Origin of the sequence: Clostridium sp. OS1-26 (assembly GCF_030915445.1) — a bacterium.
Classification (GTDB): domain Bacteria; phylum Bacillota; class Clostridia; order Clostridiales; family Clostridiaceae; genus Clostridium_AM.
The window spans coordinates 5,215,760-5,229,266 of record NZ_CP133264.1; the positions used below are offsets into that span (position 1 = coordinate 5,215,760).

Genomic DNA, 13,507 nt, shown 5'->3' on the forward strand with positions numbered 1-13,507 from the left:
TCCAATTACTTCATTTCAGCATAATTTTATATCTTTTAAAAATTTATGTCAAGAGTCCTCTATTATAGCTTTAAAGTGGAATATTGGATACTTCTAATTTATAGTATATATTATAATTAGTACTATTAAATAGCTTAAGAAGGTGATATACATGATAGTAACAAAAACTCTTGAAATGGGTGGAATTTATAGAGAAGATTTTGTAAAGTACTTTCTTAGTATTGGTGGTAAAACAGAAAATCAAGAAATCTTTAAGGGTCCTTATTGGAAGGTAGAAGTAGGTTATGAAGTTTGGTCTATGATGGGATCATTAAAACTTCATCATACTTTGATTGCCTTTCATGTTGAGGAGGATAAGTATGAAGAGTTTATTTCAAAATTTCGTTTAAGCTTTTTAAGATGTGGTGGTTAGTATTGTAATTTCAAAAGACCCTAAAATAGAAAATATTATTATAATAGTATAGAAGATATATTATTGTGGTGTTATAATTTAATTTGTGATATGTAATTGATAATGGTTTTCAACCTTTAACAATACTATACCTTACTATCAACATTAATAATATGAGGAGAATCAAGTATGAAGAAAATAAAAATATCCACTACAGAATTGACTAATTTGAAAATAAATAATAAAAATCCGAAGAAACACGTTCACGGAGGCAATTACGTAGGTGAACGTAAAGACGGCAAAATGCATGGTCAAGGAACTTATTTTTATAAGGATGGCAGCAAATATGTAGGACAATGGGAAAACAATGAAATGAATGGCGAAGGTACTTTTACTTGGGCATGTGGTGAAAAATACATAGGTCAGTGGAAAGATGATTTACAGCATGGATATGGCATATACACCTGGCCTGATGGCGATAGATATGAGGGTCAATGGGAAAAAGGTGAAAAATGCGGATATGGTATTTTTACTTGGGCTGACGAAGAAACTTATGTTGGCTATTGGAAAAAGGACTTACGCCATGGCAGAGGTATTCACACTTGGATAGACTGCGATAAATATATAGGTGATTGGGACAAGGATATAAGAGAAGGAAATGGTATGTATATACATGCCAACGGAAAAGTCTCCATAGGAAAATTTAAAGATAATGAACTTTTAATAGAGTAGACACTTTAATAAGAGCTTGTTGATATTTATCAGCAAGCTTTTTTATATTGCAGTCACATAGGATTAAAAATGCTTGTTTTCCATGTTAATTACAATGAAACTCCTTCTCCTTTCGTCGAATGAGTACTCGCTGAGTAAGCGAGTCACTTCAAATCAGCACTTCTGTGTAAGTGACTATCACCGAATCACAAATTTGGGATATCTACTTAAGATTTGAATTCTCTGCTTAAGCGATCATCACAAAATCAGCACTCTGTGTAAGTGATCATTTGAAAATCACAGACTTTGGATGCCTGCTTAAATGTAATATTTATACTTATTTGTATATTGACAACTTTGGATCACAGTTGTAAACTAAATATAGATTACAATTGTAGTTTTTAAAAAAGGAGTGACTCTTTATGAAACAAATACCTAAAATATCAGAGGCAGAATGGGAAGTGCTTAAAATTGTATGGGTAAGTTCACCTTGTACTTCAAATCAAATAATTAAGGCTTTAGAAGAAAGTACAAATTGGAGTCCTAAAACAATCAAAACACTAATAAACAGACTGGTAAACAAAAATGTATTAGGCTTCAAAGAAGATGGAAGAAGATATCTTTACTATTCATTAGTGGAAGAAAATGAATGTATAAAGGCAGAAAATCAATCCTTCTTAAGCAAGGTCTATAATGGTGCTTTAAAAAGCATGTTAGTAAACTTTATAAAAGAAAGCGATTTATCCAAGGAGGACATAGAAGATTTAAAGCGCATTTTAGATGAGAGGAAATAGTATTATGTATGAGTTGATTGGTTTCTTTAGTGATTTGTTCAAAATGATATTCCAAGTATCTATTATAGCTGGTACTCTTGTACTTTTAATACTTATGCTCAGAAAATTATTTAAAGGTAAGCTAGGTGTAAAGTTTCAATATGCTCTATGGTTCATTGTAGTATTGCGTTTGATAATGCCAACGTTACCCAGAAGCTCTTTTAGCATTTTTAATCTTATGACTAGAATAAGGGAGCTCCCTTACTTATTATTTGCTATGGGAAAAAACGAAGTTGGCAGCATTGTGGCATATAGTACAGATACTCTCAGCTATATATACAATCAAGGCGCTGTACTAGGTAATTTAACTTCACCGAATCTTAGCAGCAGTAATCCTGCATCTTTTAATTGGTCATTTGTAGCAACTCTAGCTTTTATATGGTTACTTGGTATATTTATAATTAGCCTATATATAGTTCTGGTAAATATAAAACTGAGATCTAGAATAAAAAAGCAGCCTAAATTTTGTAACAAAGAAGTTATATCAATGCTAGAACAATGTAAACAGCAAATGAAGATTGATAAACATATATCATTAATTGAGACGGGAGAGATTAGAACTCCTGCCTTATTTGGTTATATTGAACCTGTAATACTGCTTCCTGAAAACACTCTGGATGTATTATCAGTAGATAAACTAAGATACGTATTTCTCCATGAGTTATCTCATTTAAAACGTAAAGATATAATTACAAATTGGATTATAAGCATATTAAAAATAATTCATTGGTTCAATCCAATTGTTCAATATGGACTTAAAAAAATGTGTGAAGACATGGAGATCTGTTGTGATTCCCTTGCACTTTCCTATACAAAGGACGAAGAAGTAAAGGAATATGGATTTACAATCATAAGCCTTATAGAGCGACTTTCAAAACCTGCTCAGGTACCTGGGACTGCCCCTATGGTAAATAATAAATCTGAAGTGAAAAGGAGAATTGTTATGATTAAACTATTTAATAAAAAGGCCTATAAGTTCTCTGCATTTGCATTAGCAGCTTTGCTGATTTTAGGCTGCACTGCTCTTACAGATGCAAAAGCATCTGCCTTTAAAAAGAGTAAATCTGTGCATGTAGATAAAATTGATTATCCTTTTGTAAGTGATCCTCAACTAATCGGTAGATGGCAGAGTGTAGACTTTGTAGCTAATGTAGAGGATTTTAAAGTAGACACTAAAAGTTTTAAAGGCAATTTATATGTTAAAGAATTAAACTTTATAAGTGATGGTAAAGTTTCAAAAACAGCTTGCACCTGGACAAAAGATCACATTCTTAATCCTGTAGAAAAAACCGACAGTAAGTATCTAATCAAAGATATAAATGGCTCAACTTATATGTTCTTCGAGTGGAAAAGTGGCGATTACACTCTAAGAGGAATGAAGCCAGAATACTATGTGCTAAGAAAGATAAGTTCTACTCCTTCTCTTACAACTAATATGTTTGGAAAAGAAGTAAAAACTAGAACTGACAAAATAGACTATCCATTTGTAAATGATTCTCAGGTTATAGGTAAATGGGAAAGTGTAGACTTTGTTCAAAAAATTGAAAACTTTAAACCAGGCGTCCAAAAATGGAAATCAGACCTATGCATATCGAATTTGACCTTTAATGAAAAGGGAGACTTGCTTATGGAAGGTACAGCTGCCAATGAAAATGGTAAGACAGCTAGCATACACCTTTCCTGGACACAAGGATTAATAATTAATAAAGAGGTTAAAACAGCATCTAAATATATAATAAAAGACATACATGGAGAAAGATACATGTTCTTCGAATGGAAAAATGGAGATTATATAGAAAGAGGAGCAACTCCTTGCTACTATGTATTGAAGCAGGTAAAATAAATAAAAAGCCGTGCTGGATCCACTTCCAGTACGGTTTTTATATTGCCCATAGTTTCTGTTTATCCAAAAACTATTTATTGTCACATGTTCTTTTATATATTTCCATTAATCCAACTACTGCAAGTATAGTAACTATACAATAAATATTATCATACAAGTTAATATTATAATTCATAGTATTTAATCCAAGAAGCTTTTCAATTATAAACTTTATACAAAACATAATAATCATGAGAATAGCTATAGGTCCTATTATGCTTTTATCATTTATATTGATTCTGGAATTGATTCTTTTATGTCCTGGAATATATCCAGGAACATATGCAGGGGGAACCGATACAGTTCCCTGCTTTTTAAGTTTTAAAATAAATATTATAAGTATACACAATGCATTTGTTTCTATAAATTGATCCATAGTAATAGTAAAATTAACAGAATCACCATTAAGTATATTAGAAAAGCCCATTATAGCTACAATTAATATCATTAACATTAAATATTTTTGCGTATAACTAACTATTTTGTAGGCGCTGCTCTTGCTGTTATTATATTCATCAATAATTGATTTACAAAACATCTCATAGTCTTTTCCAATAAACAAATCTATAGATTTATCTTCAATTTGAGCCTGCAGCATCATATCCATAATTTGCTGCAAAACTTCTTCTTTTTCCCTAAGTGTTAAGTCGCTGCTTTGAATATACTCAGTTATATTCTTATATAAACGTAGATTTCCCTCACTCAATTTTTTCTGCTCTTTAAATCTAATTCTTTTTAATCGAATTGCAGATAACATAGTTTACTCCCCCAAGACATTATCAATATTTTTTTTTATTTCTTCCCATGATGATATAAACTCCTTTAATTCGGTAACACCTTCTTCTGTAAGGTAATAATATTTTCTCATAGGTCCTAAAGGAGATTTTTTCATAACAGAATATAATAATTTTTTCTTTTCAAGCCTTATAAGTATAGGATATACACTGCCTTCCGAAATATCTTTAAAACCAAATTCTATTAATTTCTCACATATTTCATAGCCATATGTTTCGTTATTATTTACTACCTTTAAAATGCATCCTTCAAGTAATCCTTTTAATATCTGTGTAGTATTAGCCACTAAATCACCTACTTTGTATTACATAATAGCTTATGTTTTAATAATACACCCACTACTTGGTAATGTCAAGTAGCCTTTTAGAAACTTCTGCTCTATACGCAATTGTATTGTTTCCCATTCTTTATAAAAGTTAGCTTAATAAAAAAACACTGCAAAAAATAAAAAGACTAAGAAATTTCTCTCCTAATCTTATTCTATGTTTTATTACCCTACAACTTCGTACTCTGGTCCCTTTATAACTAGTCCCAATTCACATCTAAGATCTCTATATAAGTCTTCACCTTTTTCATTTTTTCTATTTATAATTTTAACCTTAGGTCTTAGCGTAAAATTAGGATAAACTTCTTCTACTACTGCTATTTCTTCGTTACTTAATCTCACTATAGTGCCTTCTGGATATGGGACTATAGATCTGCTGAAAGCTTTGACTACCTCATAACTAAACTGAGTTTGTCCATTTGCCATAATGTATTCCACTGCATCATTAGGACTCATAGCTTTTCTATAAGGTCGGTCTGATGTCAGTGCATCATACACGTCTGCAACTGCCACTATTTTAGCTAATTGATTTATTTCATCATTGCTTCTCTTATCTGGGTATCCTTTTCCATCTTCTCTTTCATGATGCTGCAAGGCTATGATTCTGGAAACTGCTGATATATCTACACTACCTTTTAAAAAATCATATCCTCTCTTTGTGTGTTCTCTCACAATTTTAATTTCTTCTTCTGTAAGTTTATCATTTTTTTGCAATATACTATCTGGTATTAGCGCCTTACCTATATCATGAATAAGTGCTCCTAAGCATAAATCGTATAATTTTTTCTTATCTAATTGTAGTTGTATGCCTATTACCAAAGATAAAACAGCCACATTAACACTATGCTGATAAGTATAGCTATCTGTACTTTTTATATCTACAATATTAATTAAAACAGTTCTTCTACCAAGAAGTTCCCCCATAAGTTCATTAACAACATCGCCAATAGACTTAAAATAATTTTGCTTTTCCGCTATAAGTTTTTTATCCTGTGTACTGCTTTTTCCTGTATTTAAATTGAACTTGTCAAAGCTATAAAAAGTATCCTTTATAGTTTTAATAGCCTTTTGCCTTAATTCTGGTTTTATTAAATCCTCAACTTCCTTATCACTATATTCATCATTTATGTACATACTGAATATACCTAATTGTTTTACTCTTCTAATATAATTTTCAGTAAGCTTTACACCTTCTCTTAATAAAACCGCGCCTTTGTCATCATAAATAGTTTTCGCTAAAAAACTTCCCGCTTTAGCATATTGTATTGGCACAAGTCTCATTATATTCCCCCCTCTAAGTCAGCAATCATTACTCTGCTTATCTTCTATAAACAGGATTCTTGGCAAATTAGTTTAATATCAAAAGTTTATCTAATATATACACCAATATTTTATTACATATGAAAAAATTGCCAATTAAATTGTATTCCTCTTGAATTAAACATAACTGTCTAAGAACATTATACCAAAAACCTGCCAGTTTTTATACTGGCAGGTTTAAATTTATAAATTTAATCTTGTTTTAATAGAAATTTATCTTTAGTATTGAATGCTTTTTAAACATAAGCCCTTTGCCTGAGCTATTGGCCCTGCTTCTGACCTCTTCATTTCATTTAATATTCTTTCTACATCATCTCTATTAAGATTGCCTTTACCTACTTCTAAAAGAGTTCCTGTAATAATTCTTACCATATTTAACAAAAAGCTATTTCCATTTACCTCAATTTCTATCATTCCATCATCTTTTGTTATATGTATATAATTAATAGTTCTAACAGTGGATTTAGTGCTAGATTTTAAGCTGGTAAAACTCTTAAAGTCATGAGTCCCTATTAAACCCTCTGCTGCATTTTTCATTTCATTTAGATTTAATTCTTCATCAGTATGATAAGCATATTTTCTATTAAATACGTTTCTAAATCTATTATTATTTATTCTATATACATAAGTTTTTGATTTCACATTATATCTTGCATGAAATCTTTCTGTTGTATCTTTCATGGACTTTACTACTATATCTTCAGGCAAAAATTCATACAAATAATTTAACATATCATCTACAGTTAAAGTACAATTAGTATGGAAATTTGCTATATAATTTTCAGCATGTACTCCTGAATCAGTTCTTCCGCAACCTACTACTTGAATATCTTCTCCTGTCATTTTAGATAATACATTTTCTATTTTAGCTTGTATAGTTGGAATATCTCCTTTTTGTTTTTGCCATCCTTTATATCTAGTTCCGTCATACTCAATTGACATTTTTAAGTTTCTCATATAGTACCACCTTTAATTTATTTTCTTATCCTTTTCTTAATTTTTCCCAAGGACATTTTAATTATATACTTCATATTGAAATAAATCTAGCCAGCTGAAAATGTATGAAACTCTGATTTTAAAACACTCCCACTTCTGAGTTAAGTATTTTTAAATTGAAGATGCATACTTATAAATTACATTATAAACACCATCATCATTATTACTTTTAGCTACAAAGTTAGCATGTTTTTTTACATCTTCTGGAGCGTTCTCCATAGCATAGCTATAGTGTGCTGTTTTAAACATAGTTAGATCATTATAATAATCCCCAAAAACCATTGTATTTTTCTCTTCTATTTTAAACTTTTCCTGAAGTATTTTTATGGCATTTCCCTTACTTACTCCTTTGTTCATTATATCTATCCAACAATCCCCTGATACAACAAATTCAAGGTTATCATTAAGGTTATTTCTTAAGTATTGAAGCATAGGTGCTTTTACCCCATCTTTTGCATAATAGGTCATTTTATAAATAGGAACCTTTACTTCACTAAAAGATTCTAGTACTACTGCTTTAACTCCAAAAGTATTAAATTGATGTAATATTGTCTCCGATGGATTTACTATATATCCATCTTCTGCCCCAAATAAAAACAACTCTTCACCAAATTCACGCTCAAAATTTATTACTTCCTGTATATCCTCTTGGGAAATGCAATTTGAATACAATGTTTTACCGTTCCTATTATATTTTATGAGAGCGCCATTATGTGCAATAAATAACATATTTGTATCTACTTTTTCAAAGTTTTTATTAAGCTGATCATAAGATCGTCCACTTGCTGCTAAAAATTTTATACCTTTTTCATTTAGATTATTTATTAAATCAAATATCTTTTCATTTATTTTTCCTTGATCATTTACCAGAGTACCATCCATGTCAGTTGCAATAAGCTTTATCATGTTATTTGTCCTCCTTTAAAGCATGTTCTAAAAATTATAGTATCATAAATTATTCTATTGCTCTATAGAATTCTTCAATATATGCACGAAAAGAACATTAATTTTCACCCCATTAATGGAATGAAATACATTTATTTCCTAGGAAATATAACTCTCTAGTTTTAAAATATTTTCTCTTTATTGCCAATTAGCTTGAAGCGTTTAATTTTGAACTTATAGGTATTTAAAGAATGTTTTCTTTTAAACTCAAGTTTTTTGACACTCAAGAAATAGCAATTTGTTAAAATTATTGCTTAAATGATAAAAACATCAGATTAAATCTATATATTTATTTTCATTTCTCCAATAATTTTATTAAAAAAATGAAAAATTAATATTGACATATTTTAAAAATAGAATTATAATTTACTCAACAGTTAACAATAATAAATACAACGAACTTAAATACTATGAAGAGAAGAGTAGTTATAGGGATATTTATAGAGAGTCGGGAATGGTGGAAGCCTGATATGATACCTATATATGAAGAACGTCTCGGAGTTTCTAACCGAAATCTTTTGAAAGTAGGCTTAGACGGAGCCAACCCGTTAAATATTGGACAGTATCGAATTTTTATTCTGTACTGATTTAAAGTGAGCTATTTAGCTAATTTGGGTGGTACCGCGGAAGTTTGCCTTTCGTCCCTTTTATGGGATGAAAAGGCTTTTTTTATTGTAAAAAACATAGTAATTTAAATTATCAATTTGTGGGAGGAAAAAATTATGGAAATGTTGTACAGTTCATTAATCAAACCGGAAGGATATAAACCAGTTCATAATATAATAGAAACTGAAATTGGAATAAAGAAGCTTAAAGATTTTTTCGAAAAAAGAATTGCAGAAGAGCTTAGACTTACAAGAGTTTCAGCACCTATATTTGTAAAACGCAGTACAGGTGTAAACGACAATTTAAATGGTATTGAAAGACCTGTAGCTTTTGATGCAAAAGCAATAGATGATTCAGATATAGAAATCGTTCAGTCACTTGCAAAGTGGAAAAGAATAGCACTTAAAAGATATGGCTTTGAGGTCGGAGAAGGAATTTACACAGATATGAATGCTATAAGAAGAGATGAGGATCTCGATAACCTTCATTCAATATATGTTGATCAATGGGATTGGGAAAAAGTTATAAACAAAACAGATAGGACAATGGGAACATTAAAAAGCACAGTAGAATCTATTTATAAAGCATTTAAGGATACAGAAGAATTTATTCACCAGTTATATCCTGCGATAGAAGAAATACTACCTGAGAAAATCACATTTATAACTTCACAAGAACTTGAAGATAAATATCCGGAACTTACTCCAAAGGAAAGAGAAGATGCTATTGCAAAAGAATTTGGAGCGGTATTCATATCTCAGATAGGTAAGACTTTAGAATCAGGAGAAAAGCACGATGGTAGATCACCAGATTATGATGATTGGGAATTAAATGGAGATATACTTTTCTGGTATCCAATTCTTGATAGAGCTGTTGAACTATCATCAATGGGTATAAGAGTTGATGAAGAGGCTCTTATAAGACAATTAGAGCTTAGTGGATGTCAAGACAGAAGAGAACTTGAATATCACACAATGCTTATAAACAAAATGCTTCCATATACAATCGGTGGCGGTATAGGTCAATCAAGAATTTGTATGTTCTTCTTAAGAAAGGCTCATATAGGCGAAGTTCAAGCAGCTTTATGGCCACAAGAAATGATTGAAGAGTGTGAAAAAGAAAATATACTTCTATTATAAAATTATAGAGTTAAAAAAACGAAAATTGACTTACACTCCGTGATATGTTTCAAAGCTTCAGTACGTTAAAAACTTTTAGCTAGTCTAAAGTTTTTAAATCTACCTTCTGCTTTGGAAACATATCCCTTTGTGTAAGTCGATTTTCTAGTTTGAAACTCTATAATAATATATATAAAATCTTTTCTTTAAAACTTATTCGCTTGCACTTGAAATCTCTTTTGAAAATATCCAAGATTTTTTGCAAAATCTCTTCCTTTAATAGTAGTCTTGTTTCCCTTTACTTCCACATATAAGCCTTGGATCTCATCATAAAGTCTCTTTATTTTATAATCTTCTGGAAGTATAGCGTAACTTACCGCTCCTGTGTGAGCTGTAGTAAAAGGCTGATTTTGTTTTATATTATCTACACTTAACAAAACATGGGTATGGGATGTAAACAAGATAACTTCAGGATATGATGATAAAATTTTATTAAGTTCTCTCCTCTGCTCTACTCCTATCCATCCCTTTATGCTCGTGCTTAAATGCTGATGTAAAAATACAAAAATAGGTTTTCCCTTTTCGTGTTTTTCAGCTAATTTTTCCTTTAACCAATCTAATTGCTTTTGAGATAAAAAGGCATTTACTGCACCTAATTCCTTTGTATTTCCAGATTCAGACCCTAAAGATATAAAGTGATACCCCTTAATCCAGGTATCATGATATACTGACTTTTCACCAGCGAAATCCAAATACATGTTTTTAAATCTCTCAACATCCTCAGGTTTATTTGGTCCTCTTTGATAATCAAAATAATCATGATTGCCGATGTTTTTAATTATGGTTTTAGGTAATATTTCATGATCTTTATTTAAGGTGTTTTTTATTGCATCATACTGACTTTTTAGGCCTTGATCCACATTATCGCCATTTAATATCATTGCATCCATATTTTCTTTTACACTGTGCAAATCATTAATGGCATTATCTAACTTACCAGCATTCCCATGCACATCTCCTAAAACAGAAAATGTAAGACTATCGTCCTCAGGTACTTTTGTAGTTGCAGTGCTTTCATTTTTTTTAGAATTATCAGATTTTGATGCAGTTCTATTTATATATACTGCTGACGAAATAACTATAGCTATTAACATCACAATTAATGTTGTTATTTTTAATCTCTTCATATATTTTAAGTCCCCTGCCATTCTATAAAATTTCTATGTTACTATAATATTACATTATACCCCACAAAACTATTTTTTACTATTTTATATAAGCATAAATTAATATTTATTATGGGAATGACTTTCATGTACTGCCATTGTGCTGATATAATTAGTATAGTGAAAACAAATAAAGAACTTATATCTCGTATTTAAATTAATCCGAAACACTAGTATGTTTGCTTATAAATAAAATAACAAGGTGGGCATTTATGGAAAATAAAAATTCTTTACAAATTGACAATGAAAGATGTGTTGGATGCAGAAAATGTGAAAACTCTTGTTCTATGGGAGCTATCACTATAATTAATGAATGTGGATATATTAATACAAAATTATGTAATAATTGTGGTATGTGCATTTTAGTGTGCCATAAATATGCAATAAAATAACTTAATTATAAAAAGACTTATAGATAAGGAGCAAAATATGGCTGTTTGTGCTTTAATTGGTAATCCAAATGTTGGACAAGAAACTATTTTTAATAAAATTGCTCATGTGCAGCAAAAATCAGATGAAGAAGGAAACTCTAAAATAGATAAGCAACAAGGATTTATAGATAAGAATACTAAAATAGTTGCTTTTCCTGGAATTTATTCTATAGATACTAATTCTAAAACGGAAGCATTATTTGTTGATTTTATAAAAGAAAATAAAGTGGACTTGATAATTAACATTGTAAATGCTGCAAACTTAGAAAGAAACCTTTATTTAACTTTGCAGTTAACTAAGCTAAATATACCAATGATAATGATTTTAAATACCATTGATAAAGCTAAAAAAAATGGCATATATGTAGATCACGAGAATCTTTCACATATGTTAGGAATTAAAATTATACCTATAGATAAACTTAATAAACATCAGGCGAGGGTTATACATAAATATATAAAAGAAGCTAATTTTTCACTGCCTAATCCCCTACCTGAAAGCATAAAGACTGAAAAACATATATATTCCTATATAGAACAAATATTAGAGTCTTGTGTAAGTATTAAGGAGTATAATATAGTTAACATAACTGAAAAAATAGATAAGATTATTTTAAATAAATACTTAGCTTATCCTATCTTTGTTTGTATTGTTTTCTTTATTTTTAAGATAGTTTTTTCCTGGGTAGGCACTCCTCTTTCTGATATTTTAAGAAGTGCGCTTTTTGACTATACAATACCACTTGTTGATAAACTATTATCTCATCAAAGTCCTTGGTTTAAGTCACTTTTAATCGATGGGGTTATATCAGGTGTAAGTTCAGTATTAGTGTTTCTTCCAGTAATATTAACACTATTTTCTATATTATCCTTTTTAGAAGATTGCGGATATATGAATAGAGTTGTCTTCCTTATGGATAGAATTATGAATATGGGTGGAGTATCTGGTAAGTCATTTATGCCAATGATAATAGGCTTTGGGTGTTCTGTACCAGCTTTAATAGCTGCCAAAAACATTGAAGATGAAAGAGAGCGAAGTATTACGGCACTACTGATACCGCTTATGTCCTGTAATGCAAAGCTTCCCGTTTATATGCTTTTTGCTACTATATTTTTTCACGAAAAGGAAATTATAGTTCTCGCTTTTATGTATGCTACTGGTGTACTTGTAGCTTTTATTTACAGCTTAATTTTTAAACTTCTAGTAAAGGAAGCCAATTACGAACCATATATTGACGAATTACCAGCATACACAATGCCAGACTTAAATTTATTGCTTATGCATACATGGGAAAAGGGTAAAGGGTTTCTAAAGAAAATCGGAACTATTATATTTTCAATGTCTATTATAACTTGGACACTTTCTAATTTTAGTTTTAAAGGTATGGTAAATATAAATGAAAGTTTCTTAGCATTTATAGGAAAGTTAATCACACCTATTTTAAGTCCTCTAGGCTTTGGTAATTGGCAGAACTCAGTATCATTGCTTACTGGTTTAATGGGTAAAGAAGTTATTGCAGGTACCTTGGGAGTTTTATATGGAGGTAATCTCTCAACAACTATAGTACAGCATTTTAATACAATGTCATCCTTAAGCTTTTTACTTTTTATTCTTTTATATACTCCTTGCGCCTCAACTGTAATAACTTTAAAAAAGGAATTTGGTACTAAGATGGCTTTAACCTCTGTGTGTTACCAATTTGCTACCGCTTGGATAGTTTCATTTTTATTTTATAATATAGGAATGAGGTATTTTTATGGATTTTAAGAATTTTTGTGAGGTTTTTATCGCTGCTGCAATAATTGTTTCTGCTGTTTATATTATGTATAAAAAAATAAAAAATAACGGCAAACAATGCAGCAGCTGTGGAAGCTGTTCTAAGATGTGCCCCCATTACAAGGATAGAAAAAAATAAAATATTTATTGT

General features: G+C 30.2%; 14 protein-coding genes and 1 other annotated feature. Of the genes, 8 read left to right on the plus strand and 6 right to left on the minus strand.

Annotated features, from left to right (window positions below; genetic code table 11):
- Nucleotides 1-151: 151 nt before the first annotated feature.
- The 4 genes from RCG18_RS25805 to RCG18_RS25820 all read left to right on the plus strand — a co-directional run bounded on the left by RCG18_RS25805 (nucleotide 152) and on the right by RCG18_RS25820 (nucleotide 3,778).
- Nucleotides 152-412, plus strand: a complete 261-nt coding sequence (locus RCG18_RS25805; protein ID WP_308038827.1) for a hypothetical protein — start codon at nucleotides 152-154, stop codon at nucleotides 410-412.
- 168 nt (nucleotides 413-580) lie between these two features.
- Nucleotides 581-1,123 (plus strand): phosphatidylinositol kinase, encoded by a 543-nt coding sequence (locus RCG18_RS25810; protein WP_308038828.1) that lies wholly within the window; start codon nucleotides 581-583, stop codon nucleotides 1,121-1,123.
- A 401-nt stretch (nucleotides 1,124-1,524) separates the two neighbouring features.
- Nucleotides 1,525-1,896: a BlaI/MecI/CopY family transcriptional regulator gene (locus tag RCG18_RS25815; protein ID WP_308038829.1), complete on the plus strand. Its 372-nt coding sequence runs from the start codon at nucleotides 1,525-1,527 to the stop codon at nucleotides 1,894-1,896.
- A complete protein-coding gene (locus tag RCG18_RS25820; RefSeq protein WP_308038830.1) occupies nucleotides 1,883-3,778 on the plus strand; it encodes a M56 family metallopeptidase in 1,896 nt (631 codons plus the stop codon). Before RCG18_RS25815 ends, RCG18_RS25820 begins: the two co-directional genes overlap by 14 nt.
- A 70-nt stretch (nucleotides 3,779-3,848) precedes the next feature.
- Here RCG18_RS25820 and RCG18_RS25825 read toward each other — a convergent pair whose 3' ends face one another.
- The 5 genes from RCG18_RS25825 to RCG18_RS25845 form a co-directional block, all read right to left on the minus strand.
- Nucleotides 3,849-4,574, minus strand: coding sequence for a DUF1048 domain-containing protein (locus tag RCG18_RS25825; RefSeq protein WP_308038831.1), 726 nt, complete (start codon nucleotides 4,572-4,574; stop codon nucleotides 3,849-3,851).
- A 3-nt stretch (nucleotides 4,575-4,577) separates the two neighbouring features.
- Entirely contained in the window at nucleotides 4,578-4,898 is a 321-nt protein-coding gene (locus RCG18_RS25830) for a PadR family transcriptional regulator (RefSeq protein ID WP_211144595.1), read from the minus strand.
- A 204-nt stretch (nucleotides 4,899-5,102) separates the two neighbouring features.
- Complete coding sequence (locus RCG18_RS25835; protein WP_308038832.1) at nucleotides 5,103-6,218, minus strand: HD-GYP domain-containing protein; 1,116 nt, start codon at nucleotides 6,216-6,218, stop codon at nucleotides 5,103-5,105.
- 258 nt (nucleotides 6,219-6,476) lie between these two features.
- Nucleotides 6,477-7,214 carry a tRNA pseudouridine(38-40) synthase TruA gene (gene truA / locus RCG18_RS25840; RefSeq protein ID WP_308038833.1) on the minus strand — a complete coding sequence of 246 codons (738 nt, stop codon included), beginning with the start codon at nucleotides 7,212-7,214 and terminating at the stop codon, nucleotides 6,477-6,479.
- Nucleotides 7,215-7,364: 150 nt separating this feature from the next.
- Nucleotides 7,365-8,159 carry an HAD family hydrolase gene (locus RCG18_RS25845; RefSeq protein ID WP_308038834.1) on the minus strand — a complete coding sequence of 265 codons (795 nt, stop codon included), beginning with the start codon at nucleotides 8,157-8,159 and terminating at the stop codon, nucleotides 7,365-7,367.
- Nucleotides 8,160-8,599: 440 nt separating this feature from the next.
- Nucleotides 8,600-8,847: a binding site (T-box leader), on the plus strand.
- A gap of 79 nt (nucleotides 8,848-8,926) precedes the next feature.
- Between RCG18_RS25845 and asnA the strand changes: the two genes are divergently transcribed.
- Nucleotides 8,927-9,943 carry an aspartate--ammonia ligase gene (gene asnA, locus RCG18_RS25850; protein WP_374119170.1) on the plus strand — a complete coding sequence of 339 codons (1,017 nt, stop codon included), beginning with the start codon at nucleotides 8,927-8,929 and terminating at the stop codon, nucleotides 9,941-9,943.
- Between the two features lie 185 nt (nucleotides 9,944-10,128).
- Here the strand turns inward: asnA and RCG18_RS25855 are convergent, their stop codons facing one another.
- The gene (locus RCG18_RS25855) at nucleotides 10,129-11,109 is read right to left on the minus strand and encodes a metallophosphoesterase (protein WP_308038836.1); all 981 of its coding nucleotides are present in this window, start codon (nucleotides 11,107-11,109) and stop codon (nucleotides 10,129-10,131) included.
- Nucleotides 11,110-11,360: 251 nt separating this feature from the next.
- Between RCG18_RS25855 and RCG18_RS25860 the strand changes: the two genes are divergently transcribed.
- From RCG18_RS25860 to RCG18_RS25870, 3 genes are read left to right on the plus strand one after another with little or no spacing between them, the layout of a single operon-like run.
- Entirely contained in the window at nucleotides 11,361-11,540 is a 180-nt protein-coding gene (locus tag RCG18_RS25860; protein ID WP_308038837.1) for a 4Fe-4S binding protein, read from the plus strand.
- Between the two features lie 37 nt (nucleotides 11,541-11,577).
- A complete protein-coding gene (gene feoB / locus RCG18_RS25865; RefSeq protein ID WP_308038838.1) occupies nucleotides 11,578-13,347 on the plus strand; it encodes a ferrous iron transport protein B in 1,770 nt (589 codons plus the stop codon).
- Complete coding sequence (locus tag RCG18_RS25870) at nucleotides 13,337-13,495, plus strand: FeoB-associated Cys-rich membrane protein (protein ID WP_308038839.1); 159 nt, start codon at nucleotides 13,337-13,339, stop codon at nucleotides 13,493-13,495. Before feoB ends, RCG18_RS25870 begins: the two co-directional genes overlap by 11 nt.
- Nucleotides 13,496-13,507: the final 12 nt, after the last annotated feature.

What these genes read in the sequence shown, in the direction of transcription:
- RCG18_RS25805 (WP_308038827.1), top strand. Translation starts at nt 152, where the DNA reads ATGATAGTAACAAAAACTCTTGAAATGGGTGGAATTTATAGAGAAGAT.
- RCG18_RS25810 (WP_308038828.1), top strand. Translation starts at nt 581, where the DNA reads ATGAAGAAAATAAAAATATCCACTACAGAATTGACTAATTTGAAAATA.
- RCG18_RS25815 (WP_308038829.1), top strand. Translation starts at nt 1,525, where the DNA reads ATGAAACAAATACCTAAAATATCAGAGGCAGAATGGGAAGTGCTTAAA.
- RCG18_RS25820 (WP_308038830.1), top strand. Translation starts at nt 1,883, where the DNA reads ATGAGAGGAAATAGTATTATGTATGAGTTGATTGGTTTCTTTAGTGAT.
- RCG18_RS25825 (WP_308038831.1), bottom strand. Translation starts at nt 4,574, where the DNA reads ATGTTATCTGCAATTCGATTAAAAAGAATTAGATTTAAAGAGCAGAAA.
- RCG18_RS25835 (WP_308038832.1), bottom strand. Translation starts at nt 6,218, where the DNA reads ATGAGACTTGTGCCAATACAATATGCTAAAGCGGGAAGTTTTTTAGCG.
- truA (WP_308038833.1), bottom strand. Translation starts at nt 7,214, where the DNA reads ATGAGAAACTTAAAAATGTCAATTGAGTATGACGGAACTAGATATAAA.
- RCG18_RS25845 (WP_308038834.1), bottom strand. Translation starts at nt 8,159, where the DNA reads ATGATAAAGCTTATTGCAACTGACATGGATGGTACTCTGGTAAATGAT.
- asnA (WP_374119170.1), top strand. Translation starts at nt 8,927, where the DNA reads ATGTTGTACAGTTCATTAATCAAACCGGAAGGATATAAACCAGTTCAT.
- RCG18_RS25855 (WP_308038836.1), bottom strand. Translation starts at nt 11,109, where the DNA reads ATGAAGAGATTAAAAATAACAACATTAATTGTGATGTTAATAGCTATA.
- RCG18_RS25860 (WP_308038837.1), top strand. Translation starts at nt 11,361, where the DNA reads ATGGAAAATAAAAATTCTTTACAAATTGACAATGAAAGATGTGTTGGA.
- feoB (WP_308038838.1), top strand. Translation starts at nt 11,578, where the DNA reads ATGGCTGTTTGTGCTTTAATTGGTAATCCAAATGTTGGACAAGAAACT.
- RCG18_RS25870 (WP_308038839.1), top strand. Translation starts at nt 13,337, where the DNA reads ATGGATTTTAAGAATTTTTGTGAGGTTTTTATCGCTGCTGCAATAATT.